The sequence below is a fragment of the Polynucleobacter sp. AP-Nino-20-G2 genome, from assembly GCF_018688235.1.
Lineage (GTDB): Bacteria > Pseudomonadota > Gammaproteobacteria > Burkholderiales > Burkholderiaceae > Polynucleobacter.
This window is the reverse complement of the sequence record NZ_CP061313.1, coordinates 1593710-1616954: the sequence shown is the minus strand read 5'-3', so window position 1 is coordinate 1616954 and position 23245 is coordinate 1593710. Positions and strand designations below refer to the sequence as shown.

The window sequence follows — 23245 nt, the reverse complement described above, 5'->3', positions numbered from 1 at the left end:
TCAACTCGGCCAATAAGAGGCGGTAGTGTCACCTCTTTTTTACTTCACGGGTAGCGATAATTTATTTAAGATCCCGCAGTGTGCTGAGTCCTGATTCGCATGACATTGTTTTCTGAGCAGCTTTAATTGTCGTTCAAGTTGGCGTAGCTCATTAATTCGATTGCTTACACCTTCAATATGAGCATCAAGCAATTCATTTACTGCACCACAGTTTTCATCTGGTAAATCTTTTAAGCGAAGTAATTGACGAACTTCACTTAAGGTCATATCTAGCGAGCGGCAGTGGCGAATAAATGTAAGGCGTTGCAGGTGCTGATCCCCGTAGATTCGGAAGTTACCCTCAGATCGAGCCGGTTTTGCTAACAAACCCTCTTGCTCATAAAATCGAATAGTTTCCACTTGAATGCCTGTGGCTGTTGCTAGTTCACCAATTCTCATTTGACCTCCAAGTTTTTACATTTTTATTCTAATCCCTTGACTCTATAGTTACTATAGGGTGTTAAATGTTCTATGTCTTCATCATTTAGGTTTCCGCTATGAGCGAATGCAATACCTCCTGTAGTTGTTCTGCATCAACTCCTGTGACAAAGGCTTCTGAGATGCCGAGCAAGAATAAGGCCATCTATCGCATTGAAAATATGGACTGTCCAACTGAAGAGGCGCTTATTCGCAAAAAGCTAGCGAGTGTAAGCGGCATTGAGTCGCTGGACTTTAACTTAATGCAAAGGATGCTCACGGTTGGTCACAATCTCAACTCACTTGACGCTATCGAGTCCGCTTTGGGTTCAATTGGAATGCAGGCGGTGCTACAAAGTGGTGAGACTTCTACAAAGGGCGGCTCGATTGAGCCTATGCCTAAAACCAATTGGTGGCCATTAGCTGTTGCAGGTATCACTGCAACCTTGGCTGAAATCATGGAATTGCTGCAACTTGGTAATCAGTGGATTGTCATCACTCTAGTAATCGCCTCAATTGCTTCGGGGGGCCTGACCACTTATAAAAAGGGCTGGATTGCATTAAAGAATAGCAATCTCAATATCAATGCCTTAATGTCAATTGCAGTCACAGGCGCGATGGCGATTGGAAGTTGGCCAGAAGCCGCCATGGTGATGTTCTTATTTACTCTAGCTGAAGTAATTGAAGCCAAGTCATTAGATCGTGCTCGTAATGCGATTCGTGGCTTATTAGACCTCACCCCTGAAACCGCAACCGTTCAGCAAGCCGATGGCTCTTGGGTGCTAACGGATGTAAAGGCTATCGCTTTAGGTGCTTTAGTTCGAGTGCGTCCTGGAGAGCGAATAGCTTTAGACGGCATATTAATAAGTGGTAACTCGGCAGTAAATCAAGCGCCAATCACGGGTGAGAGCCTACCCGTCGATAAGATAGTTGGCGATGAGGTATTTGCAGGAACGATCAATCAGACGGGATCATTCGAATACAAAGTTACTGCAGAAGCGACTCATTCAACGCTAGCTCGAATTATTCATGCAGTAGAAGCAGCGCAAGGAAGTCGTGCGCCCACCCAGCGTTTTGTTGATCAATTCGCCAAGATCTATACGCCAGCTATTTTTTTGCTTGCGGTGTTAGTCGCTGTTTTGCCTCCATTGTTAATGGCGCAGTCATGGCAGGAATGGATCTATAAAGCATTAGTCATGTTAGTGATTGCCTGCCCTTGTGCTTTGGTGATCTCAACACCTGTAACGATTGTGAGTGGCTTAGCAGCCGCTGCAAGAAAAGGCATCTTAATTAAAGGAGGTGCTTTTTTAGAAGCAGGACGGAGCATGAAGGTCTTAGCGCTCGATAAGACGGGGACGCTCACCTACGGGAAGCCTGCACAAACGGACTTTTTTGTATTAAGTGGCAATGACAAGTATATTCACGAAATTGCTATCAGTCTTGCGGCACGATCTGATCATCCCGTATCTCTAGCAATTGCCCATGCTAATCAAGAGCAAAAGAATGATTTAAAGACTGTGGATAGCTTTGAGGCGATTCTGGGTCGCGGAGTCAAAGGCGTTATTGAAGGTAATTTGTATTACCTTGGCAATCATCGACTGATTGAAGAATTGGGTTTCTGCTCTGATGATATTGAGAATCGTTTATTACCATTAGAGCAGCAAGGCAAAACGGCCGTATTGCTTACCAACCAAACAGAGGTTTTAGCCATTATTGCGGTAGCCGATACTGTTAGAGAAACAAGCAAGCAGGCTATTGATGAGCTTCACCAATTAGGTGTGACTACCATCATGCTCACTGGTGACAATGAGCACACCGCCAAGGCAATAGGTAAGCAGGTGGGTGTCGATGAGATTGTGGGTAATTTATTGCCTGAAGATAAGCTTAAAATAATTGACAGTCGCCTAAAAAAGGATCCCAATGTAAAGGTAGGCATGGTTGGAGATGGCATTAATGATGCCCCTGCTTTAGCAAGAGCAAGTATTGGATTTGCGATGGGGGCGGCTGGAACCGATACTGCGATAGAGACTGCTGATGTTGCGCTAATGGATGATGATTTACGCAAGATTGCTACCTTTATTCGGCTATCCAAATCAACCGCTCTAATTCTGACTCAAAACATTGTTCTTGCTCTAGGCATTAAGGCTATCTTCCTTGTGCTTACCTTTACAGGGCAAGCCACGATGTGGATGGCAGTATTTGCGGATATGGGTGCGAGCTTGCTAGTGGTGGCAAATGGATTGCGGTTATTAAGAAGCTAGGTGTTAGTTCATATCAAGCAGTTAACTCAAGGAGCACTAAAATGAAAAAGCTAGGATGGGTTGCGATTTTAAGTTTAGGTGTTTTACTAAGTGCGCCCGTTTTGGCGCAAACAGCAGGGGCGGGCACTAAAGCCTCACAGACACAACAAAAAAATGTTGATGTAGCGGAGTTTGATAAGCAAGCCGCTCAAATTCAAGAGAACTTTAAAAAGATGCAACAGCAGATGGATCAGATCCGTGCAACTCAAGATCCGCAAGAAAGGCAAAAGCTGATGCAGGCTCACTGGAGCACAATGCAGGGCAACATGAATATGATGCAAGGCATGTGGGGTTCGGGAATGATGGGTTGTTGTGGTGGTAACGGCGGCATGATGGGTGGACACATGATGGGTCCAATGATGGGCTGGAATGGTATGGGCCCTTATTACTCTAAATTAACACCTGAGCAGTTAAAGCAACGCCAATACATGATGGATCAATACATGGGTATGCAGCAGAACATGATGAACCAAATGATGCAGCAGAACTATATGTGGATGGATCGGTCAAGGTAGCAACTGGCTCGAGAATGGGGGGTGGCAGTTATAGCTTTGTAGCCCATTAGCAAAGGCTAATGCCATGTCGTTTAAAGCGACATGGCAGCTGTTAAAAGATTTCCAACCGTATTTCGTGGTTTTTTGGTGGGAAAAGCAGAATATCCCAAATGTAGCTAGAATCACAACATGCTTCGCGTTTGCCTACTTATCCTGTTAGTTGTCCTATTACCCATTCGCTCTTTTGCGTCTGAGAGTATGGGATTTAGTATGGCTCAGCCAACGCATTCCATGGAAATGATGGCTGATAGCGATGCCAGTCATTGCGAGATGATGCAAAGCTCTAGCAAGCAAGACCCTCAATCTGAGCAACATGACAAACCCACTTGTAATGCCTGCTCCTTGTGTATGGCATTTGCATTTGCGTTGCCATCCATAGCAATGAATTTTAAGCAACTCTCGTATCAATTTGCACAGCAAGAGCCATTATTCGTATATGGCGCACTCTTAGCTCTACCCATCAAGCCACCCATTTTGTAATCCCCCTAGCAGTAGTCCGTCCAAAATTTGGATGGAGTTGTTTATCTAATTAACTTTCCTTTGGGGGAAACATGAAAAAATTTGTATTTGGTATTTTATTTCTCATCACTTCACTGTCTTGGGCGGCGCCTGATTGGACCAAAGCGCAAATAGTCAAAGTAGAGCCTGAGCGTCATCGTATTGTGCTTAAGCATGAGCGGATTCAAAGCATTGATATGGATGCTATGACTATGCTTTTTGATACTGCGCCCAAGTTAAATCTTAAGGGCTATAAAGCAGGTGATCAGGTACGCTTTCAGGTCAAAATCAGTGATGGGGCGCTAGAAGTAGTTGCCCTGGAGAAGGCGCCATGAGGGTATGGCTTGTATTCATAGGCAGTCTTTTGCTCAGCCTTAGCGCTCAAGCCGCGCCAATGGGATTTAAGGATAGCTGGATGACGATGGGTGATTTTAGTAAAACCTTTCGAGAGCAAACAGCCAACTACGCCTTGACTCCTAGAGATGCTATTGGTGTGACTTCGACCTATATGCAAACGAATAACTATTCGCAAACTCAGCTTAATAATGAGCTCACCTACACTCGATTAGTTAAGCGTTGGAATATGCCAGAAGCACAAGCCAATATTTGGTTTATCGGCGGCGTTGGTGAGACTACAGGTAACTACTTTAGCGGCACTAAAGCTACGGTATCCCCTGGCATTCAGGCTGATTATGAGACTACTCGTTTGTATGCTTCAGCTAATGCTCGCATCTATGTGGCTGATGGCATTACCAATAATGTAGTTTCGGCAAGAGCTGGCTTTTCTTTCTATGAAGCGAACTACGATGAGACCCAACCATGGTTGATCGTGGAAGCTAGAAGAATGTCGATGGTATCAACCCAGTATGAAGTCACGCCTATGCTTCGGCTGATCCATAACCGTATTTTTGTAGAGGCAGGGGCGAACCTTCATGGCCAACCCCGCCTGAGCTTTATGTATGTCTACTAAATGAACTAACAAGGATTACAAAATGAAAAAGATTTTTATAGCAACGCTCTTAGCCCTCACTTTATCCCCAGCATTTGCTGTGACTAGCATGAAAGCAACAGTTAATGGCATGGTCTGCGCTTTTTGTGCTCAAGGCATTGAAAAACGGATTTCTAAAATGCCATCAACCAAGGCCGTCTATGTGGATCTCAAACAAAAGACCGTTGTTGTGGAGCCAAAAGAGGGTATGGCTTTAGATCAAAAAGCCATAATTGAGGAAGTCAAGGACGCAGGGTATGACATCGTCAAAGTAGAGTCAGTACCTAAAAGTGTTGCAGAACTCAAAGCAGAACTGGTGGCCAACAAATGATTCCTGAAAAAATGATTGCACCCAAAAGCAATCTCCTTACCAGCGTTGCTACGCTCTTTGCCAGTTCAAGCACTTTAATCTGTTGTGCAATACCAGCCTTATTGGTCGCTTTAGGAGCGGGTGCTACTTTATCCACATTTATCCCTATCTTTCCAAAGATCGTATGGATTAGTGAGCACAAGGTAGAAGTGTTTATTTTTGCGGGAGTGATGCTCTCTATTAGTGGTTATATGCAATGGCGCGGTAGATTTGCTCCATGTCCAACCGATCCCGTATTAAGAGATGCCTGTATGAGAACTCGTAAGGCTTCATTAATCGTTTATAGCCTGAGCTTATTGCTTTATTTAACCGGGGGTTGGTTTGCTTTTGTGCAACCACTGTTTTCAAGTTAAAAATAATAAGTCCATCATTCAAAAGTTCAAACCACCTTCGGGTGGTTTTTCTTTTTATGGCTGCTTTGGGTCGGCAGCAGTCAAAGCTCTTTATTAGAGCAGTATGTCTAAAGCCAGCAAGAAGCAGCTCATAGCAGGCGGTAAATCGTTTTAAACGTATTGCTATGTATTTTGGAATTCAAGCGCAGACAACTCTAACGAACGCGAATTCAAATATGTGATGGGTGCAAATCGTTTAAATGAATTGCTGAAAATTTAAAGCAACACAATGAAAGAGATGCTGTTTAAGTGCAGCTTTAAAACTATTAAATATTAATCTAATAATTTCACAAACTGCTTCTACATTCTCTTCTACACTTTGCTAAATTAACGTCTAAGCTATATTCTATATAGCCATAATAAGAGTTATTCTTCTCATAAGAAAGAAGCCCTAGGGGTCTTGTAACAAAGACCTCAATAGATTCAAGAGGTTAGTGGTGAATTAGGTAGTCAAAATTGCTTACACACCGCTTACACACCGAAGCAAAAACCGAGGTGTGTAGTAAATGCGGTTTTAGTGTGGTTTTGCAGTAAAAAACACCAGCAGTAAGGTGTGTAGTAAATGTAAAGTTTTAGGGCCCATAGCTCAGTTGGTTAGAGCAGAGGACTCATAGCGAAAGTTGTGCCTTATGCGTGGAAACTGCATAAGGGATGGTGTCAAATTCGGAGAAAGCTAAAGGTAGCCAAAAGCTGCACAAGCTAACGCCGAGCCAAGCTTCAGTATGAAAGTGCTGTTGAAGGTGTAGAGACTAGACGGCACCCATCTAAGTTGAGCAATCAATATGATGAAGGCATAGTCCAGGGAGTTAGGAAACTAACACAAACCGGAATCCTTTGGTCCCAGGTTCAAGTCCTGGTGGGCCCACCAGAAATGAAAATACCAACCTTCGGGTTGGTATTTTTTTGTCCATAATTAGGTATGCAGAAAAAAATTAAAGAATTCGAGAAAGCTAAAGAGCTAATAGAGCTCATGTCCTCAGTATCTAATCTAGAGGAGTATGAAGAGTATTGGAAAGAATTTCTACACAATTTAGATAGAGGCTTTAATAAGCTAAAAGATTTATATAAAAATGATAAGCGAGCTAAAAGGGTAATTGATGCTATAAACACGGCTAGAAATTCAGATCCTTTAATAGCCTACCTAATGCAAGCAAGAAATTCGGATGAGCATTCTATGCGTCAGATTACCGATAAGGCTGGAGGTTATACAAAAATTACAGGCGGATTAGGTGGTGGAAAAATAATTAGAGGAATTCTTGAAGGTGGAAAAGCGCCCGATAATTTAGTAATAGAGGGAAATTTTGATATTGAATTCAAAATTGATTCTTTACATATTATTTCGGTAATCAATTGTGGGAAAAAATTTGATCCGCCTAAAATATGTGCAGGTAAAGATATTTCTACCGAAACCCCGCATATCATTGCAGCAATTGGTCTAGATTTTTATCTTGAAAAAATATCTCAAATAGAAATAGCAATTAGCACATCATAGATAAGCGTTACTTTAAGTAACGCTCGTTCCCCGCAATCTCCCCAATAATCTCCACTCTTAGCCATACTTTCTTTTGGCTAAATTGACCTGAAAAATTCAGCCAACTTGGTTGCTCTAGCTGGGGCTCTGAAGCTAAAGTATATGTATGGCAACTAAAAAAGAAAGTACACATCAACTCATACACCGTAACCTAACCCTCTATCAACGCGAGCATAGTGCCGTATGGCAATGTCGCTATAAGGTGGATAACAAGTGGATACGGGCTACTACCAAAGAAACCCAGCTTGACTTGGCAGTCAATAAAGCTAAAGAGCTATTAGTAGAAGCAGAAATACGCAAGCGCTCTGGTATTCCAGTAGTAACCAAACGCTTTAAAGATATCGCTATGCTAGCAATTGATCGCATGGAGCGAGATTTAAAGGGTGGTTTGGGTAAGTCAATCTACAAAGACTACATCCGCATTATTAATGAGCATTTCATCCCCAGTCTTGGGCAAAGACTTATTACCAATATCGATTACGATGCCCTGCAGCATTACTACGATGATCGTGAAGCTAGGTATGGCTTGGCAATATCCAATAGTAATCGAAAGACTCAAAATGCTGCATTTAACAGAGTCTTTGATGAAGCTATCGTACGAGGTTACTTAACTGAAAGTAATCGCCCTAAACTGGATGGCAAGACTAAGGAGAGTGTGCGTCGCCCAGCGTTTGAGCTTCATGAGCTTAGAGCTTTATTAAAACTACTGGGCCCATACATAGAGTCAGGCAGAACCAAGGATGTACGTGAGCGCCGTGAAATTCTTAGAGACTATGTGGAAATGTTGGTAGATACGGGCGCAAGACCAGGCATTGAGTTACTCGATATGAAATGGAAGCAAATCCGTTTCATGATGAACCCCATTAGTACAGTCACAGATCAATTGGATGAAGAGGGTGAAGTCATTGAGGTGCATAGTCTTAACCGTAGCTGTGAGATGACGGTTAAAGGTAAAACAGGGCAAAGGCAGATTATTGGACGCTTACCAAGCATCAGAGTCTTAGAGCGGATTGCGCTTAGAAACTACGGAGTGGCTAGCTCAATTAAAGATCCTTTGGCTGAGCTGATTAAACCCACTAACGATGACTACATCTTTAGAACCAAAGAAGGCAGGGATTTAAGTGATGTACTTAACCATATGTTCGACGGCTTCTTAGCAGACCACGGTTTGCTCATAGATCCCAAGACCAATCAAAAGCGGGTGTTCTATAGCTTGCGCCATACCTATGCCACATTGGCACTTACTCACGATATGGTACCTATTCATACACTAGCTAAGCAGATGGGTACTAGCGTCTTGATGATTGAGCGGCACTATAGTCACCTACAGGTAATACAGGCTATTGAGCAATTACGCGGAGCCAATACTAGAAAGCTGCTTGAGGCTGATAGTAAGGCTGCGGACAACTATCCTAGTAAGAAGCGGGCAGAACGGAAGTTACGGGCAGCTTAGGTCAGGACAAGCGTTACTTTAAGTAACGCTTGCGATCGAGAACTCTCGCGACCAATGGATTAAAAGGCCTAGTTAGATGCTGACGGACTCACAACAACGCTGAATTTCACTGCTATTTAGCTATATTTATCTAAAAGTGAATTGCATAGCTTTTCTGTAGTATTTTTTCTTTAATCAAGTTCCTTCATTCTGGCCAATTTAGTGATGAAACTGCACTATTTAAAGGCTAAGGTATTTATATGCGCACTAGTTCGGTGCAGTGACTAGGGTGAGACCCCTAAGGCACGTCTAAATTCATAGGTATGTAGACATCGCAACTTCATAGCTCAATTGCTTGTAGTGCGCTTTCAATTTTTTGGTCTCAACTTAGTGAATGTCATGGATTTAATATTAAAAAACGCCCGAATTAACGGACGTACAGAGACAGTAGATATTGGCATCAATCAGGGAATGATTGTTGCTATTGAGAAGAGTCTTTCTGAGGCTCATGAAATCCTCGATCTAGGCGAGCGCCTGGTCGTTCCACCTTTTTGTGAAACTCATATTCATCTTGATAAGTCATGTATCTTGTCTCGCTGCCACAGCACTACAGGAACAATTGAAGAGGCTATAAGCCAAGTTGCACTACAGAAGAAATCGTTTACTCAAGATGATGTTTTCGAGCGGGCTTGTAAGACTCTAGAAAAATCAATATCTCATGGCACGATGCATATGCGGACCCATGTCGAGGTTGATCCTGTTATTGGCCTTCGAGGGCTTGAGGGTGTTTTTGCTGCAATTGATCAATATAAGTGGGCTATTGATGTTGAAGTATGTGTTTTTCCACAAGAGGGATTAACTAATAACCCTGGTACCGAAGAATTAATGATTGAGTCAATGAAAATGGGTGCCAGAGTGGTGGGTGCGGCGCCATATACAGACGCAGATTCGAGAGAGCAAATAGATCGAGTATTTCGTATTGCTAAGGATTTCGATGCAGATATCGATATGCATCTTGATTTCGGAAATAACGCTGACTATTTAGACGTTGAATACGTATGCCAAAAAACAAAAGAATTTAACTATGGCGGACGAGTAGCTATTGGGCATGTAACTAAGCTGACTTATCTCCCAACAGAGCACTTAGGTGACGTCACTCGAAAGCTTTCCGATTCTGGTGTGGCAGTAACGGTATTACCTTCAACAGATCTTTATTTGATGGGACGAGACCATACCTGTAGCCATAACCGTGGTGTTGTACGCGTCCATGAAATGCTAAAGCATGGAGTCAATTGCAGTCTTTCCACGAATAATGTGTTGAATCCCTTTACCCCTTTTGGTGATTGCTCATTGATTCGCATGGCAAATCTGTATGCAAATATTGCCCATGTTAGCGAGCCCAATTTCCATGACTGTCTAGATATGGTGACCACTAGATCTGCTCAATTAATGCGTTTATCTAACTATGGCATTGAAGTAAATCACCCGGCAAATTTAGTTGTGCTTGATTGCACATCTTCTTCGCAAGCCATTGCTGAGTTAGCTATCCCCTTATTTGGACTCAAGAATGGTCGTCGTAGCTTTACAAGAAATGCAGTAGAAATTCATCACCCACATCACATTTAACTTAACTTCACTTTTGCTAAAAAGGTAAATCTATGAAACTCACTCCAACTCAATATTTAGGATCTTTGCTCCTTCCTTTAGTGTTTCTCTCAACCCCCACTAGCGCACAAGAGCAAGTAAAAATTGGTCTTGTAGCAGCATTGTCTGGGGACTCAGCGCTTTCTGGAGAATCTATTACTCGTGGAATGACGGTGGCGATTGATGAAATTAATGCAAAAGGTGGCGTGCTTGGTGGTAAGAAATTGGTTTTGGTAAGACGTGATGACGAGTCCAATCCAGCCAAAGGTCAATTGGCCGCAAGAGAACTAATTGAGAAGGAAAAGGTTGCTGTAGTGTTTGGAGGAATCGATACGCCCGTATCAATGTCCTTAATTAACGTGATGTCAGAATTAAAGACACCTTATATGGGTGTTTGGGCAGCTGGTACAGGCATTACTAACAATAATAAAAATCCTAACTATATGTTTAGGGTCTCGGCTGTTGATGAGCGTGTAGATGCTGGAATGCTCAAGTATGCGCAAGATAAATTTAAGTCAAAGCGCCCAGGATCTATGTTGGTTAATAACCCATGGGGCGATTCAAATATGAAGGGCTTAGAAAAAGCCGCCGCCGCCCTCAATATCACGCTAGCAGGTCAAGAAAAATACAACGTCAACGATATTGATACTACAGCTCAATTAACACGCCTTAAAAATGCTGGTGCTGATTCCATTATTTTAGTTGGTAATACTGGAGTTGCAGCACAAGTAATGAAATCTATGGAGCGTATGAATTGGAATGTTCCAGTAGTTTCACATTGGGGTATTTCAGGTGGCCGCTTTGATGAATTAGCAGGTCCTCGCTATAAGGATGTTGTTTTTGTCCAGACTTATAGTTTCTTTGGCAAACAAAGTCCAGTTGGCGATAAGGTAATTGCAGAACTGAAAAAACGCTATCCAGAGATCAAGGGCGTTAATGACATCGTAGCCCCTGTAGGCACTGCTAATGCATATGATGCAACTATGCTGACAGCGCTAGCAATTAATAAAGCTGGCTCAACTAATGGCGAAAAAATTCGCGAAGCATATTACGACCTCCCTGAATACAAGGGATTAATCAAGACTTACAAGAAACCATTTTCAGCTGAAAGCCAAGATGCGCTCACAGATCGTGACTACATTTGGGTTCACTTTGTTGGCAATGCTGCCGTACCTGTTAATTAATTCAATCACCCCCGCTACTATCCTTAAATTATGATTTCTTTAGATGTATTAATTGCAGGCTTAGCAACGGGGAGCATTTACGGACTACTGGCGCTGGGGTACCACATTACCTTTGTAGTTTCAAATACCGTTAATTTTTCTCTTGGCGCTACACTGATGTTTGGTGCAGTCATGTTTTATGAACTGCATACACGTCTAGGCCTTGATATTTTTATTGCTGTTCCGCTAGTTTTGCTATTTTCTGGGTTGCTCGGAATGATTGTTGAACGTTTCTTCGTTCGGCCTTTTTGTCAAAATAATTCCGTTTCCTGGCTGCTATCTACTATTGCCTTTGGAATTATTTTAGAAAATATCGTTCGATTCACTTTCGGCCAGGAGCCTAGGAGTATTCCTATGCCGTCTATTTCTGAGCCTATTCGTTTATTCAATGCAGGAATTTATCCGATTGAATTCATTATTCCTGCAGTAGGCATCAGTGTCGCGCTAATGCTATGGCTCTTATCTAAAAAAACCATTGTTGGCAGAGCATTATTAGCTGCAGCTCAAAATCGAGATGCCGCAATCCTTCAGGGCATTAATGTTAAAAAATTAATTATTTTGGCGTATGTAGTCTCAACAGCTCTAGCGGGTCTGGCGGGAATGTTAATTGCGCCAAAATTAAATGTCTCTGCCGGCATGGGCACTCTGATTGGTTTAAAAGCATTTGCAGCTGCAATTATTGGTGGGATATTGAGTGCTCCAGGTTGTCTCGTAGCTGGAATTGGCTACGGCGTTTTTGAATCCATTGTTGCCGCCCAATTGCCTTCTGCATTTAGAGAAATTCTGGGTTTTGGCCTGCTTATCATTATCCTGATCTTCAAACCAAATGGCCTCTTTGGAAAAAAAGGGGTTTATAAGGTATGAAGATCAATTCAACAGCAGTAGTGGCTAGCCTCCTAATTTTATTAGGCATATTTGGTGTTATTTTTTCTCCGAATACCTATTGGCTCTACATATTGGGCATGGCCGGTATCTTTTCAATGGTTGGCTATGGCTTGGCCTTGTTGATTGGTATTGCTGGGCAGATATCAATAGGGCACGCTGCCTTTTTTGCAATTGGCGCGTACACCGAAGCAATTCTCACTACTAAATACGGATTTAGTTTTTGGCAGACTTTGCCTATAGGCATATTGTTAGCATTTGCCTTAGGTTTAATTTTGGCTGCGCCCGCGCTACGAGTCAAGGGTCCGTATCTAGCAATGGTGACTATTGCATTTGGACTGATATTGGAAAATATCATCATTGAAGCGGAGCCAATTACCGGAGGATTTAACGGTATTTCTGATATCGATAAGCCTAGTCTATTTGGGCTTGTATTTGATATCCGCTGGCATGTTGGGTTAATTGTCTTAATTGCAGTATTAACTGGTTTTGCTTATTCCTTCCTTACTAAATCACGATTTAGTAAATCACTTAAAGCTTCTAGCGATGCCGAAGCCGCTTCGATTGCTATTGGGATAAATCCGGTTCAAATTCGTAGTTTTGCTTTTGCAATTTCTGCGGGGATCACTGGATTGGCTGGAGCCCTTTTTGCTCCAATGGTGGGATTTATTAGCCCTGAAAATTTTAATTTATTCCAATCTATTTTATTTCTTTTGCTCACTATCTTAGGTGGAGTGGGAACCCTTACTGGACCAGTTATTGGTGCCATCATTATTGCGGGTCTACCCGAAGTCTTATCTGGATTAGCTGAGTATCGAATCCTTGTCTTTGGAATATTGTTAGTTTTAATTCTTTGGATTCGCCCAAATGGAATTGCCTCTCTTTATGAAGTGAAAGCAAGCTCTAAAAACCCGAAGAAACTAATTGGAAAGGGCAATATTGATCAATGGCTTAAAGCGGGACTCCGAAAAGGCTTATTAAAGATAGACGATCTTTCTATTCGTTTTGGTGGAGTGAAAGCCGTTAGTAGTGTCAGTTTTTCAATCGAGCCTGGAAAAGTCGTAGGCCTTATTGGGCCAAATGGTGCCGGTAAGACTACGCTACTGAATTTAATTAGCGGTTTTTATCAGGCCGGAAGTGGTCATGTAAGTCGCTTAGATGAAAATTTATCATCACATCCAACTTACCAACAAGCTGGCCTTGGTATTGCAAGAACGTTTCAGGCGACCCAATTATTTGGCTCACTTACAGTCTATGAAAATTTATACATAGCTTTGCCAAAAGGGGTTGATCATGACTTCATCATTTTTGAATTGCTCAATTTAGTTGGTTATAAGCAAGAGTTAGACTGCTATGCGAGTGATCTAGCGTTTGTCGACCGTCGTCTAGTTGAGATTGCGCGGGCACTAGCTTGTAATCCAGACCTAATCTTGTTGGACGAGCCCGCTGCTGGATTGTCTGCAAAAGAAAAAGACGAATTGAGTCAATTGCTCGGCTATCTTGCCGGTCTTGGCATTCGAATATTGCTAGTTGAGCATGATGTCAGGCTGATCATGGGTACTTGTGATGAAATCGTCGTGCTAGATAGTGGCCATGTAATTGCCCAGGGTGCGCCTGAGAAGGTGCGCGAGATGCCTCAAGTCATCGAAGCCTATCTGGGAGTTGCAAAGCTTCACGTTGTTCCTAAGACGGAAAATCTAGATCCAAAAACAGTTTTAGAGATTAGAAATTTATCGGCTGGCTATGGCAATTTATCGGTCTTGAAGGACATTGACCTCCTTGCGAAAAATCATGAGACCTTAGCTTTGCTTGGGGCAAATGGTGCGGGTAAATCTACGTTAATGAAGGCGCTGTCGGGATTAATTCCCAGTAAGGGAGCTATTCTATTTAAGGGCAAGGATATATCCGGTATCCCCGGGCATCAACGGGTATCGCTTGGATTAGCTCTTGTCCCGGAGGGTAGGCAGGTATTTCCAGAGTTAACGGTTGGAGAAAATTTATTACTGGGTGGTTATACAAAATCTGCTTCTATTCGAAAGCAAAGAGTTGAAGAGATACTCACGCTTTTCCCGCGTTTGCGAGAACGTTTTAATCAAGCTGCTGGAACTCTTTCGGGCGGTGAGCAGCAAATGCTGGCGTTTGGAAGGGCAATGATGTCTGCGCCAGACTTGCTTCTATTAGATGAGCCATCCTTAGGCCTTGCGCCTAAGCTAGTGGCTGAGGTTTATCAGGCAATCCAAAAAATTGCAGGCGAGGGTACAGGATTAATGGTGGTAGATCAGTTCGCGAAAACCGTATTGCAGATTGCTGATCGTGGATATGTATTTTCTTCTGGAAAAATTACCTTAGAAGGTAATGCAGCAGATCTGTTGCAATCAGAAGAAATGATTAGCGAGTATTTGGGAGAAGGTTAATCTGTTTTAACAAAGGTCAAAATGCTACGCTGTAGACCTTTATCTGCCCAATTAGGCATGACGCGCCAAGTAGTCAAAACACGCAGATGGTTATCTTTGATTTCAAATTGACGTCTTTGCTCGGTGTTAACCCAATCAGGCTTCCAGGCAACCTGAACGCTCGTGATCCACTCATTACCCTCTATGCGATAAGTACCTGCATAGGACACTAAGCTATTTAATAACTCTGTACTGTCTTCGCTGCTTGAGGCTGGCTTCCGACCTTCACCAGTAAGCGTCACCATGACATGGTTGTTCTCAGTAATGCAGATGAATCCAGTAGGATTTTCTCCCAGAGGATAAAAAAACTCACCAGATTCTTTGACCTCAACCTCATAGGAGAATAGTTTCCATGTCCCTACAAGCGACTTTTTGCTTTCCATGAGGCTTATTTTCGCATCTCTGCCTGAAAGATTTCAAGTGCTTTTGATTTGATCTGAATGAAATCGGGATGACTCACTGCTTCAGGTAAGCGTGGTTTTGGCATATCAAAATACAAAAGAGAGGCAATCGCCGTTGGCCTTCTTGTGAGAAGGAGGATTTCATCAGCTAGAAAGACTGCATCCTCAAGATCATGTGAGACGATCATCATCGTTGTTCCGGTAGCAATATTGGCTTCTTGCAGCTTTTCTCTGATGAAAAGTGTCATTTCAAAGTCTAAGGCTGAGAATGGCTCATCTAAGAAGAGTATCTCTGGCTTGGGCGCTAAGGCCCTCATGATTGATATGGTTTGCTGTTGCCCCCCAGACAGCTCATAAGGGTATAGATCCAGATTGAATCTAATTTCAAATAGCTGAACCAATTCTTCAACGCGAGCTGCTACCTTAGCCTCGCTCATTCCAGTGCGCCTCAGCGGATAGGCGATATTGTCACGGGAACTCATCCACGGAAATAGAGCATCTCTGTAGTTTTGAAATACATAACCAATCTTGGTATCTTTTAAATCTTTTCCATCAAACAAAACCTGACCAGAGTCATAGGGTATTAACCCTGCGATCATATTAATGAGGGTAGATTTTCCACATCCATTTGGACCAAATATAGAAACAATCTTTCCATACGGAATTTCAAAATTAAAGTCTTTATAAAGGGTTGCGCCGCCAAACTCTTTGCATAAGTTCTTAATAGTGACGTGCGTGCGTGGCGGATTTTGACTCATGCTTTTCCGCTCCAGTGAACTAACTTCGATTCAGTTGCCATAAAGATTAAATTGAGAGCGTAACCAAGAGCGCCGGTAATAAGGATTGAGCTATACATATCTTTGATATTGAAGACTTGCTGGGCATCGATAATTCGATGTCCAAGACCAGCCTCAGATCCAATGAACATCTCGGCAACAATCACAATGACCAGTGCGAGAGATACACCGGTTCTAAGTCCTACAAAGGTTTGCGGTAGGCTTTCCATGAGCAGTACGTCCTTGAAGATATGGAAGTTACTAATGCCCATAGTCTTGGCAGCCATCACTCGAGTTTTCTTAGCATTCATTACGCCATACGCGCTATTGAAGAGAATGACAAGTACAGCTGCAAAAGCAGCGATAGCAATTTTATTAATATCAGTAATACCGAAGATCAGCATAAACAAAGGAATCAATGCTGAAGATGGTGTTGATCTGAAAAAATCAATCAAAAATTCAACACTTCTGTAGGCTGGTACTGAGCTGCCTAAAATGACTCCAAGAGGAACGCCAATAACGCATGCAATCAGAAATGCATAGAAGGTACGAAGAACAGTAGCCCAGAGGTCCTTGAAAATAGCGCCCGTAACAAAAAGGTGACCCATGTATTCAAAGGTTGCATCCGGAGCAGGTAGCAAGGTTGGTGATACCCACTTGGCCGATAGTGTTAGTGACCAGAGTAGATAAAGCAGGATCGGCCCAATAAAGGGAAGCACCATAAATAGGTGCTTACGATGTTTCAAATTCATTATTAGGACTGCTTGTAGATGAGTGTTAGTGCCGAGATCGGTTTTTCAAACACCTTACGCTCGGTAAAGACATCAAATAATCTTTGCAAAGCCTTTACATCAGCAGCTTTCACTTCGTTATATTGAATGTATCCGCTAATTGGTACTTCTTTTGCTAAATCACCGTCAATCGCTGTGTAGCCCTTTAGGTATTGATTAGCAGCCATACCTTCTTTGCGAACATAATCAACACCCCCCGCATATCCCTTAAGGAATCCATTAACTAAGTCAGCTTTTTCTTTGAGTGTCTTTGTGTTTAGGGCAGCAGCACCACCAATCCATGGAAGGTTGTCACCCAAAACATATTTCGATACAACTCCTGCGCCAATTGAGCGAGAGATTTTTTGTTGTTTTCCAATAACGGCAGTTGGCTCTAGTACATAAGCGCCATCAATTTGACCGGCTACTAAAGCTGGAAGAATTTGAGCAATCGGTAATTCAATGACTTGCGCATTGGTTGCTCCTGCCCCTGCGAGTACAGCTTTAGCAAGGGTAACGTTATTAATTCCAGGGCCACAAGCCACTTTTTTACCAGCAAGTTCAGAAATTCCTTTAATGCTGGAATTGATTGGAACAATCACTTGGTCCAAGATATATTTTTCGTTTGCATAATTCATGCAGGTGAATTTGATTGAGCCAGGTGACTGGGCATCCGCTAAGGCAAGCGCTGTAATGGCTACCCCGTTTGCGCAACCATCAATCCTGCCAGCGATCATGGCTTCAACTACCTGGTTTGGGCTTGCAAACTTCACAGCCTCGACATTTACTCCGGCTTGCTTAAAGAGGCCGCGTTCTACAGCAGCATAAAAAGGTAGACCAGCTGCAATTGGCCAATAACCAATTAGTAACTTCTTTTCTTGTGCTTTTGCGCTAAGGCCCATAGATCCCATGGCCAAAGCAAGACTAGATTTAAGTCCGAGTACTAAAGCATTACGTCTTGAGTATTGTTTTGTGTTCATGCATCCATTCCTTTAAGTAATGTATGCATCCTAAGGCTAACTTGTAGGTGTTAACGATTACTATTCTTCACTTTGGTGCACTGATTTCACTCAAAAGGGGCATATCCATATTTTGCTTGGCCAGGATGGATACCCCAAATGGTGCATGTTCAACAGTAAGCAAGGGTAAAGTCACTTGTGGAAGTCCACAAAGACCAGCGATGCATAGTAGTTTGAAGCTATTTTTTCGAAAGGCATCTAATTCGCCGGGTGTGGAATTCAGGCGAGGGGCAATATCAATTACTGTTGGCAGTATGAGGTAGGTATTCTCGGTGAGCAATTGATCAAGGATTGATATCACTTGAATTTTTTTTAGTAGGGCAGCTTTCCGTTGCTCTTCCGTGATCAAGCTAGCAGCCTCAAAGCGCTCTTTTATCCCCGGCCCCATTTCATTAAAGTGCTCCTTGGCCCATTCCCCATGCTCTTTCCAGATTTCTGCTCCTTGAAGAATGCGGAAAGTTTCTGCCCATTCTTGAAGGTCATGATTACCGATACTCACAGTAGAAATTGGAGAATTTCCTAGTCGAAGTGCAATAGCTTCTTTTGCCTGTTCGGCAACATTAGCGGGCAATAAATCAAATGCCTCTTTTAAGAAAAAGTAGGATGGTTTTGATTTAGTAGCGCGAGTTTCATTGAGAAGGGTTTCGCCAACCCTCAGGAGAATTTCTGGATCGCGCGCAAACCATCCTAAGGTATCAAAACTTTTTGCGAGTGGACGAGCATTCTCAAGGCTTATACGGCCATGGGTTGGGCGGAAGCCATAAATACCGCAAAAACTTGCTGGGGTCCTAACAGAGCCACCAGTATCTGAGCCAATAGCAAAGTCAACTAATTTGGCGGCAACTGCAGCGGCTGATCCACTGGATGATCCGCCCGGAGCTCTATCAGGAGCGGCCGTATTTATAGGGGTGCCGTAATGTGCGTTTATACCCAAAATGCTATAGGTCAGCTCATCAGTATGTGTTTTGCCAACTAGTGATGCACCAGCATCAACAAGGCTTGAGATAAAAGGGGCGGTCTTGCTGGGAATGGGGTGTGTATTAAGCCAAGCTGGGCTTCCGAATCCGGTGGGAACATTGGCAATATCAAATACATCTTTCACGCCAAAAGTAAGTCCACTCAGTGGACCGGAGTCGTCAGAAATAATCTCTATCGGCGCTTCTTTACAGAAAGCATTGACGATATCGCGTTCGAAGATTGTGGGCATAATGGAAAATTGAAAGAGTATTTAGAATCTAGAAGCTACATAAGGAGTTTAGGGCATGTGGAAAAATTTATCCAAAGAAGATTTAGATAAGGCTTATAACAATTCCTTAGCCGTTGCTAAGAGTTCGGAGATTGTGCAGTCATGGGTTCAGTCTAGTATCTCCGCCAAGGAAAGGCTCCATGGTGATCGCGATATTTCATATGGGAATTCTAAATCTCAATCCTTTGATTTTTTTTCCGCAGGCAATAATGCTCCCGTGATTGTCTTTCTGCATGGCGGGTTTTGGCAAATGCGATCTAAGGACGACTTTACTTTTATTGCCCCGCCATTAGTTGAGGCTGGTTTTAGTGTTGCCATGCTTGGATATCGATTGGCACCCCATGCTAATATGAATGAAATTATTCAGGACGTAAGAGATGGTCTAAAAGCAATTAGAGCTTATATGAAAGAGCAGAACATTGCTTCTCAAAAGATATGGCTTTTAGGTTGGTCTGCGGGTGCCCATCTCGTATCCATGGTTCAGGATGAAGACTGCGTTCTAGGTGGAACTGCGATTAGTGGAATTTATGATTTAGAGCCGATGAAGCACTGCTACATCAATGACAAACTACAGCTAGATGAGAGCGCCGTATTAAAAAATTCTCCTATGCTACTTCAACAAGATCTCATTAAGCCATTAGATGTCTTTGTAGGTGGAGCTGAGTTACCTGAGATGCAGAGGCAGTCAATTGATTTTGCGAGCTATAGAAGTTCATTCAAAGCTGCAGGTAGTTTTAAAAATATACTCGAAAAAAATCACTACACAATAATGGATGAACTCACCGACAAGAGCGGGGAAATATTTAAATCCTTAAACAGCCGCCTAGCTTAAGTTTCCATGAATAAATGACCAGCGGACATATAGACCGTTGCACTAAATTCTTCAGTTTCTGTAATGAAAAAGCCCCTGAATCTGCATTCAAGGGCTTTATTTTTGGTGGGTCGGGCGAGATTGAATAAGCGTGCCATAGGATTTAAATCTATGCTCCTAATGCCTTCCGTAAGTAGGGATCAATATCTCCTTGAGTCAGTAGCCACTGTTTGTAATCACTGGGAACATCCGCTAGCAATAAGCCTTTATGTTTGCCAAATGGCATTGTGGTTGGGGTTCTAGCCTTCTCGGATTCCTTATATAAATCTTCAATAGTTTTAACGCCTAGCTGCTGGCAAATATGATCAAGGATCACAGCACAAACACCAACATCTGCAATGGCTGAGTGGGCATTGCGTAATTGCTCACGTGCTGTAGCCCGCTCTAAGTAATACATCAGTGCGCTTTGATTATGGCTATCTAAATCTGGCCAAAGCTTGCGAGCAAGTGCCAGCGTGCAAATACGTTTGATTTCAGGTTTGCCAATTACTTCCCAGTCAAAGTCCACGTTATGCCCAATGATGTAGTCCACATGCCCAGGCAAGGTGAAGCTAGCTGCTGGTGGGCAATCAACTAACTCTTCATCCATAATGTGATGAGTAGCTAGTGCACCAAGGGTAATGGGTTTACCAGGGTTATAACGCTGTACGAAAGGGTTGGTAACAGTAAAGGGCTCAATAGACTCAAGCTCAACCCAAGCAGCTTCAATTAATACGGGTTCTTTTATGCCCGTAGCTTCGGTATCGAAAATAATGGTTTTGGTCATGTAGTTATCTTGATTTGATAATTTCAGCTACAACCTCATCAATATTGTAGTTTCGGCATTCTTTAATTGCCTCTCTAAAATCACTCACAAATTGTTTCTTATCATCAACTGCCTTAAATAGCATATCTAGCATCGGAATCCCGCCAATATCATCTGGGTCCGAGCCTTCGTCAAGATTTCCATTCTTCATATTAATGCTACGAGTCTCATCAGGATATAGAGCGCTAATGATCATTCCGGCATTGTCATAGTGATCCCCCGTTATGATTCCATTATCTAAAGAGTCAGACAAGTATTGATCAAGGTGATCAAATTCAAGCTGATAATCTTCAAGTGATTTAGGCATGATTAGATTTTCTTTGCGGTTGCTTAATTTGAGTTTTCTAGTATTGCAGGTAGCCAATCGTTACTTAAAGTAACGGTGATAAAGGTATTTAAAGCCAGCGTAGCATAGCCTGACATCCGTCATGATAATTGATCCCTTTTTTGACTTAAAACCACCAAAAACCAGCCCGATTTCAGTCAAAATGAATCAAGGTCTCGAAAGATTAAAAATCTTACGTTGGGATTTAATCAGGTTTTGTCGCTCTCGTTCAGCCTTATAAAGTTTTTTGGCTCGCTCGCTAGATTGCTTGAGGTGGGCAAGGCGTGCTTTTTCAGGGGTTAGGGCTGATAAGGGTTTAATGGGTTTAATGCCAAATTCATAGAAGCGCATTAATGTATTTAACCCAATGCTTATTATTCATGAATTTCTGTGTAATTAAGTACATTTCCTATGCCGTACTGCATCTCACCCAATTGCCTGGCTTGATATTGACCTTCTGCATACACAATCGTATTGGCGGTTTGGGTTTGGTTAATACGTACCCATAGTAAGTATTTCTTCATTTGAGAAACCCTTCTTTAAGCAGTCCAGCCGCCCGCTCTATTTGTGCATCTAGCTCGCCAGCTTCTACAGCCGTTTTAATCATCTCTAATGTATGTATAAGTTCATAGGGCTTATCTAGCTCAATAGCCGATTTACCTTGTGATATTTCTAGCGTTTTGGATCCGTACCTGACAACAAGGCAGGACTTGCCATTTTGGGCAGTAAACCACCAAGGCTTGATACGTTTTGGCACTTCTAAGATTTTGATATTGCCTTCAATATCTTTTAATCGTTTGGTTTTCAATGGGGCATAGCTTGTGCCAGCGCTTTTAGCTTCAGCTAATTGGATCTGTTCCCAAAGCTTATCGGATAGCTTATTACGTCTTTGGACAACAGCGGGTAATTTAGTGGGTTTAGTAACGCTGACGAATTTCAGTGTTTCTAGTGTGCTCATGTTTACTCCTTAATAGTGAATGGGCACATACAACAATATGATCAGAAATGGTGGTTGAGCAACCTGAAAAATTGGTAACCACTAGAAACCAGAAATTTAGTGGTGATTTGTGTGGTTTGCTAAATAACTATATGAATAGATATAAGACCCTCAAAGACAGCAGTGCTACAGATCAATGGTTTAGATCGCAGGGACTTAATCCGGAAAAGTGCATCAATCCCGATTTGGAAGCCAAGTTTATTTTGGCAAAAAGAGCCGCTCACTGCTTATTGCAAGAACATAGGCTGCGATTAGATCAGGCGCAACTAAAGCAAGTACAGACATTTAATTTGAAGCAAACACAGGCAACGGCTAGGCAGATATTTGGAGTATTAAATCTTTATAAGAAGATTCGCAGGCAAATACATAGGCAATAGTAGTGAAGGTTAGCCCACCTAAAACGGCAGAAAACGCGGGTTGTAATACGTCGGCTAATGACCCCGCCCTGACATAATCGCTCTAGAGGTTATGTATAACAGGTGGCCGCAGGTTCCTATTAGGCAAATCAATGCCAAAATAGGTCGAAAGTTTTAATCCATCAGTCTTTCGGAATACCCTCTAGAGTCGTGTTAGCTGGAAGTGACATCAGACCAATCTACACGTAGCGGCGGCTCATAGTGCTTTTTAAGTGCTATAGCCGTCGTTTGGCTAAAAGTTCTATCACCCAATCATCAATTAATAAAAGAATCAGAGAAAAGAAAAATGTGATGAGCGAGAAGCGAAATCACAGGAGAACGCAGTTCGCCTATATGCATCTAGTCGGGAATGTAGATCGCTGCAATTTCTTCATGATCTAAAAAATTATCCTCCCCGAGAGGCTCTTGCTCAACCGAAGTAAATGCAATTCGAGCAGTTTTTAGCTCGCTTGGCATGAGACCAAGCCCTTCAGCATTAATTTCACCCATGGTATTTTTGTTATAGATTACAAATCCAGTGTCATTTAATCTAGAAAGTTTTTTTGGCAATATTGATATAGCAAGAATTTCTTCAAAAACTTCCTTAGATAAATTGAAATACTCTGAGTATTTTGATGTGAATTCTTTTTGTGAAAGTGTGCCTCCTGACTCAATTCTTCGAACTTCATGCTTTACTTGAAACTCAATACATTGCAATTCAGATTTCACTATTTGAACCATCATGTAGTTCATTTCGCCCATCTGGGCATTATTTAAATACCCAGACTCCCAGCAATCCGCCTCCTCAGATATGCCAACGTTAAAAAATATGTGATAAAAATTTTTCATGAAATTGAAAGTGAGTATCTGGGTGGGATTTTCTAATAATGGTTTGTTTTAATGCTAGTCATGTATTT

The 23245-nt window shown here is 42.4% G+C and carries 26 protein-coding genes; 15 read left to right on the top strand and 11 right to left on the bottom strand.

Going from position 1 to position 23245, the window contains the following annotated elements; translation table 11 throughout:
• Positions 1–39: 39 nt before the first annotated feature.
• Positions 40–438: a Cd(II)/Pb(II)-responsive transcriptional regulator gene (cadR, locus tag FD960_RS08450; protein ID WP_011903514.1), complete on the bottom strand. Its 399-nt coding sequence runs from the start codon at positions 436–438 to the stop codon at positions 40–42.
• 98 nt (positions 439–536) lie between these two features.
• Here cadR and FD960_RS08445 point away from each other — a divergent pair, with 98 nt between their 5' ends.
• From FD960_RS08445 to FD960_RS08385, 13 genes are all read left to right on the top strand, one after another.
• Positions 537–2717, top strand: a complete 2181-nt coding sequence (locus FD960_RS08445; RefSeq protein ID WP_215298623.1) for a heavy metal translocating P-type ATPase — start codon at positions 537–539, stop codon at positions 2715–2717.
• 41 nt (positions 2718–2758) lie between these two features.
• Positions 2759–3271: a hypothetical protein gene (locus FD960_RS08440; RefSeq protein ID WP_011903512.1), complete on the top strand. Its 513-nt coding sequence runs from the start codon at positions 2759–2761 to the stop codon at positions 3269–3271.
• A 168-nt stretch (positions 3272–3439) separates the two neighbouring features.
• Positions 3440–3790 (top strand): hypothetical protein, encoded by a 351-nt coding sequence (locus tag FD960_RS08435; protein WP_011903511.1) that lies wholly within the window; start codon positions 3440–3442, stop codon positions 3788–3790.
• Positions 3791–3861: 71 nt separating this feature from the next.
• Positions 3862–4143 (top strand): copper-binding protein, encoded by a 282-nt coding sequence (locus tag FD960_RS08430; protein ID WP_011903510.1) that lies wholly within the window; start codon positions 3862–3864, stop codon positions 4141–4143.
• Positions 4140–4778, top strand: coding sequence for a hypothetical protein (locus FD960_RS08425; protein WP_011903509.1), 639 nt, complete (start codon positions 4140–4142; stop codon positions 4776–4778). Before FD960_RS08430 ends, FD960_RS08425 begins: the two co-directional genes overlap by 4 nt.
• A 22-nt stretch (positions 4779–4800) precedes the next feature.
• Positions 4801–5127: a heavy-metal-associated domain-containing protein gene (locus tag FD960_RS08420; protein ID WP_011903508.1), complete on the top strand. Its 327-nt coding sequence runs from the start codon at positions 4801–4803 to the stop codon at positions 5125–5127.
• An 11-nt stretch (positions 5128–5138) separates the two neighbouring features.
• A complete protein-coding gene (locus FD960_RS08415) occupies positions 5139–5519 on the top strand; it encodes a hypothetical protein (protein WP_215298621.1) in 381 nt (126 codons plus the stop codon).
• Positions 5520–6477: 958 nt separating this feature from the next.
• Positions 6478–7050 (top strand): hypothetical protein, encoded by a 573-nt coding sequence (locus tag FD960_RS08410; RefSeq protein ID WP_215298619.1) that lies wholly within the window; start codon positions 6478–6480, stop codon positions 7048–7050.
• A gap of 145 nt (positions 7051–7195) precedes the next feature.
• Entirely contained in the window at positions 7196–8542 is a 1347-nt protein-coding gene (locus FD960_RS08405) for a hypothetical protein (protein ID WP_215298617.1), read from the top strand.
• Between the two features lie 378 nt (positions 8543–8920).
• Positions 8921–10147, top strand: coding sequence for an amidohydrolase family protein (locus FD960_RS08400; RefSeq protein WP_215298615.1), 1227 nt, complete (start codon positions 8921–8923; stop codon positions 10145–10147).
• A gap of 32 nt (positions 10148–10179) precedes the next feature.
• Positions 10180–11349 (top strand): ABC transporter substrate-binding protein, encoded by a 1170-nt coding sequence (locus tag FD960_RS08395; protein ID WP_215298613.1) that lies wholly within the window; start codon positions 10180–10182, stop codon positions 11347–11349.
• A 30-nt stretch (positions 11350–11379) separates the two neighbouring features.
• Positions 11380–12252, top strand: a complete 873-nt coding sequence (locus FD960_RS08390) for a branched-chain amino acid ABC transporter permease (RefSeq protein WP_215298611.1) — start codon at positions 11380–11382, stop codon at positions 12250–12252.
• The gene (locus FD960_RS08385; RefSeq protein ID WP_215298610.1) at positions 12249–14684 is read left to right on the top strand and encodes an ATP-binding cassette domain-containing protein; all 2436 of its coding nucleotides are present in this window, start codon (positions 12249–12251) and stop codon (positions 14682–14684) included. The genes FD960_RS08390 and FD960_RS08385 overlap by 4 nt, the downstream gene beginning before the upstream one ends.
• Here the strand turns inward: FD960_RS08385 and FD960_RS08380 are convergent.
• From FD960_RS08380 to FD960_RS08360, 5 genes are all read right to left on the bottom strand, one after another.
• A complete protein-coding gene (locus FD960_RS08380; RefSeq protein WP_215298609.1) occupies positions 14681–15106 on the bottom strand; it encodes a lipocalin-like domain-containing protein in 426 nt (141 codons plus the stop codon). The genes FD960_RS08385 and FD960_RS08380 overlap by 4 nt on opposite strands.
• Before the next feature lie 5 nt (positions 15107–15111).
• Positions 15112–15882, bottom strand: coding sequence for an ABC transporter ATP-binding protein (locus FD960_RS08375; protein WP_215298608.1), 771 nt, complete (start codon positions 15880–15882; stop codon positions 15112–15114).
• Positions 15879–16652, bottom strand: a complete 774-nt coding sequence (locus tag FD960_RS08370) for an ABC transporter permease (RefSeq protein ID WP_215298607.1) — start codon at positions 16650–16652, stop codon at positions 15879–15881. Before FD960_RS08370 ends, FD960_RS08375 begins: the two co-directional genes overlap by 4 nt.
• Before the next feature lie 2 nt (positions 16653–16654).
• On the bottom strand, positions 16655–17650 hold the full coding sequence (locus tag FD960_RS08365) for an ABC transporter substrate-binding protein (protein ID WP_215298606.1): 996 nt from the start codon (positions 17648–17650) through the stop codon (positions 16655–16657).
• Between the two features lie 67 nt (positions 17651–17717).
• The gene (locus FD960_RS08360) at positions 17718–18896 is read right to left on the bottom strand and encodes an amidase (protein WP_215298605.1); all 1179 of its coding nucleotides are present in this window, start codon (positions 18894–18896) and stop codon (positions 17718–17720) included.
• Positions 18897–18951: 55 nt separating this feature from the next.
• Between FD960_RS08360 and FD960_RS08355 the strand changes: the two genes are divergently transcribed.
• Positions 18952–19767: an alpha/beta hydrolase gene (locus FD960_RS08355; protein WP_215298604.1), complete on the top strand. Its 816-nt coding sequence runs from the start codon at positions 18952–18954 to the stop codon at positions 19765–19767.
• A 148-nt stretch (positions 19768–19915) separates the two neighbouring features.
• Here FD960_RS08355 and FD960_RS08350 read toward each other — a convergent pair whose 3' ends face one another.
• From FD960_RS08350 to FD960_RS08335, 4 genes are all read right to left on the bottom strand, one after another.
• A complete protein-coding gene (locus FD960_RS08350) occupies positions 19916–20572 on the bottom strand; it encodes a putative quorum-sensing-regulated virulence factor (RefSeq protein ID WP_215298603.1) in 657 nt (218 codons plus the stop codon).
• 4 nt (positions 20573–20576) lie between these two features.
• Positions 20577–20918, bottom strand: coding sequence for a hypothetical protein (locus tag FD960_RS08345; RefSeq protein ID WP_215298602.1), 342 nt, complete (start codon positions 20916–20918; stop codon positions 20577–20579).
• Between the two features lie 392 nt (positions 20919–21310).
• Positions 21311–21460 carry a hypothetical protein gene (locus FD960_RS08340; RefSeq protein WP_215298601.1) on the bottom strand — a complete coding sequence of 50 codons (150 nt, stop codon included), beginning with the start codon at positions 21458–21460 and terminating at the stop codon, positions 21311–21313.
• The gene (locus FD960_RS08335) at positions 21457–21894 is read right to left on the bottom strand and encodes a DUF6641 family protein (RefSeq protein ID WP_215298599.1); all 438 of its coding nucleotides are present in this window, start codon (positions 21892–21894) and stop codon (positions 21457–21459) included. The genes FD960_RS08340 and FD960_RS08335 overlap by 4 nt, the downstream gene beginning before the upstream one ends.
• A 47-nt stretch (positions 21895–21941) precedes the next feature.
• On the opposite strand from FD960_RS08335, the gene FD960_RS08330 reads away from it, so the two are divergent.
• Positions 21942–22310, top strand: a complete 369-nt coding sequence (locus tag FD960_RS08330) for a hypothetical protein (protein WP_215298597.1) — start codon at positions 21942–21944, stop codon at positions 22308–22310.
• Positions 22311–22688: 378 nt separating this feature from the next.
• Here the strand turns inward: FD960_RS08330 and FD960_RS08325 are convergent, their stop codons facing one another.
• The gene (locus FD960_RS08325) at positions 22689–23177 is read right to left on the bottom strand and encodes a hypothetical protein (RefSeq protein WP_215298595.1); all 489 of its coding nucleotides are present in this window, start codon (positions 23175–23177) and stop codon (positions 22689–22691) included.
• Between the last annotated feature and the right edge of the window lie 68 nt (positions 23178–23245).

Bases quoted from the DNA above. Each gene is read 5' to 3' on its own strand.
- FD960_RS08350 (WP_215298603.1), bottom strand. From the start codon at position 20,572: ATGACCAAAACCATTATTTTCGATACCGAAGCTACGGGCATAAAAGAA.
- FD960_RS08390 (WP_215298611.1), top strand. From the start codon at position 11,380: ATGATTTCTTTAGATGTATTAATTGCAGGCTTAGCAACGGGGAGCATT.
- cadR (WP_011903514.1), bottom strand. From the start codon at position 438: ATGAGAATTGGTGAACTAGCAACAGCCACAGGCATTCAAGTGGAAACT.
- FD960_RS08380 (WP_215298609.1), bottom strand. From the start codon at position 15,106: ATGGAAAGCAAAAAGTCGCTTGTAGGGACATGGAAACTATTCTCCTAT.
- FD960_RS08330 (WP_215298597.1), top strand. From the start codon at position 21,942: ATGGTGGTTGAGCAACCTGAAAAATTGGTAACCACTAGAAACCAGAAA.
- FD960_RS08365 (WP_215298606.1), bottom strand. From the start codon at position 17,650: ATGAACACAAAACAATACTCAAGACGTAATGCTTTAGTACTCGGACTT.
- FD960_RS08395 (WP_215298613.1), top strand. From the start codon at position 10,180: ATGAAACTCACTCCAACTCAATATTTAGGATCTTTGCTCCTTCCTTTA.
- FD960_RS08425 (WP_011903509.1), top strand. From the start codon at position 4,140: ATGAGGGTATGGCTTGTATTCATAGGCAGTCTTTTGCTCAGCCTTAGC.
- FD960_RS08375 (WP_215298608.1), bottom strand. From the start codon at position 15,882: ATGAGTCAAAATCCGCCACGCACGCACGTCACTATTAAGAACTTATGC.
- FD960_RS08400 (WP_215298615.1), top strand. From the start codon at position 8,921: ATGGATTTAATATTAAAAAACGCCCGAATTAACGGACGTACAGAGACA.
- FD960_RS08410 (WP_215298619.1), top strand. From the start codon at position 6,478: ATGCAGAAAAAAATTAAAGAATTCGAGAAAGCTAAAGAGCTAATAGAG.
- FD960_RS08345 (WP_215298602.1), bottom strand. From the start codon at position 20,918: ATGCCTAAATCACTTGAAGATTATCAGCTTGAATTTGATCACCTTGAT.
- FD960_RS08355 (WP_215298604.1), top strand. From the start codon at position 18,952: ATGTGGAAAAATTTATCCAAAGAAGATTTAGATAAGGCTTATAACAAT.
- FD960_RS08385 (WP_215298610.1), top strand. From the start codon at position 12,249: ATGAAGATCAATTCAACAGCAGTAGTGGCTAGCCTCCTAATTTTATTA.
- FD960_RS08415 (WP_215298621.1), top strand. From the start codon at position 5,139: ATGATTGCACCCAAAAGCAATCTCCTTACCAGCGTTGCTACGCTCTTT.
- FD960_RS08420 (WP_011903508.1), top strand. From the start codon at position 4,801: ATGAAAAAGATTTTTATAGCAACGCTCTTAGCCCTCACTTTATCCCCA.
- FD960_RS08430 (WP_011903510.1), top strand. From the start codon at position 3,862: ATGAAAAAATTTGTATTTGGTATTTTATTTCTCATCACTTCACTGTCT.
- FD960_RS08340 (WP_215298601.1), bottom strand. From the start codon at position 21,460: ATGAAGAAATACTTACTATGGGTACGTATTAACCAAACCCAAACCGCC.
- FD960_RS08335 (WP_215298599.1), bottom strand. From the start codon at position 21,894: ATGAGCACACTAGAAACACTGAAATTCGTCAGCGTTACTAAACCCACT.
- FD960_RS08370 (WP_215298607.1), bottom strand. From the start codon at position 16,652: ATGAATTTGAAACATCGTAAGCACCTATTTATGGTGCTTCCCTTTATT.
- FD960_RS08440 (WP_011903512.1), top strand. From the start codon at position 2,759: ATGAAAAAGCTAGGATGGGTTGCGATTTTAAGTTTAGGTGTTTTACTA.
- FD960_RS08445 (WP_215298623.1), top strand. From the start codon at position 537: ATGAGCGAATGCAATACCTCCTGTAGTTGTTCTGCATCAACTCCTGTG.
- FD960_RS08360 (WP_215298605.1), bottom strand. From the start codon at position 18,896: ATGCCCACAATCTTCGAACGCGATATCGTCAATGCTTTCTGTAAAGAA.
- FD960_RS08435 (WP_011903511.1), top strand. From the start codon at position 3,440: ATGCTTCGCGTTTGCCTACTTATCCTGTTAGTTGTCCTATTACCCATT.
- FD960_RS08325 (WP_215298595.1), bottom strand. From the start codon at position 23,177: ATGAAAAATTTTTATCACATATTTTTTAACGTTGGCATATCTGAGGAG.
- FD960_RS08405 (WP_215298617.1), top strand. From the start codon at position 7,196: ATGGCAACTAAAAAAGAAAGTACACATCAACTCATACACCGTAACCTA.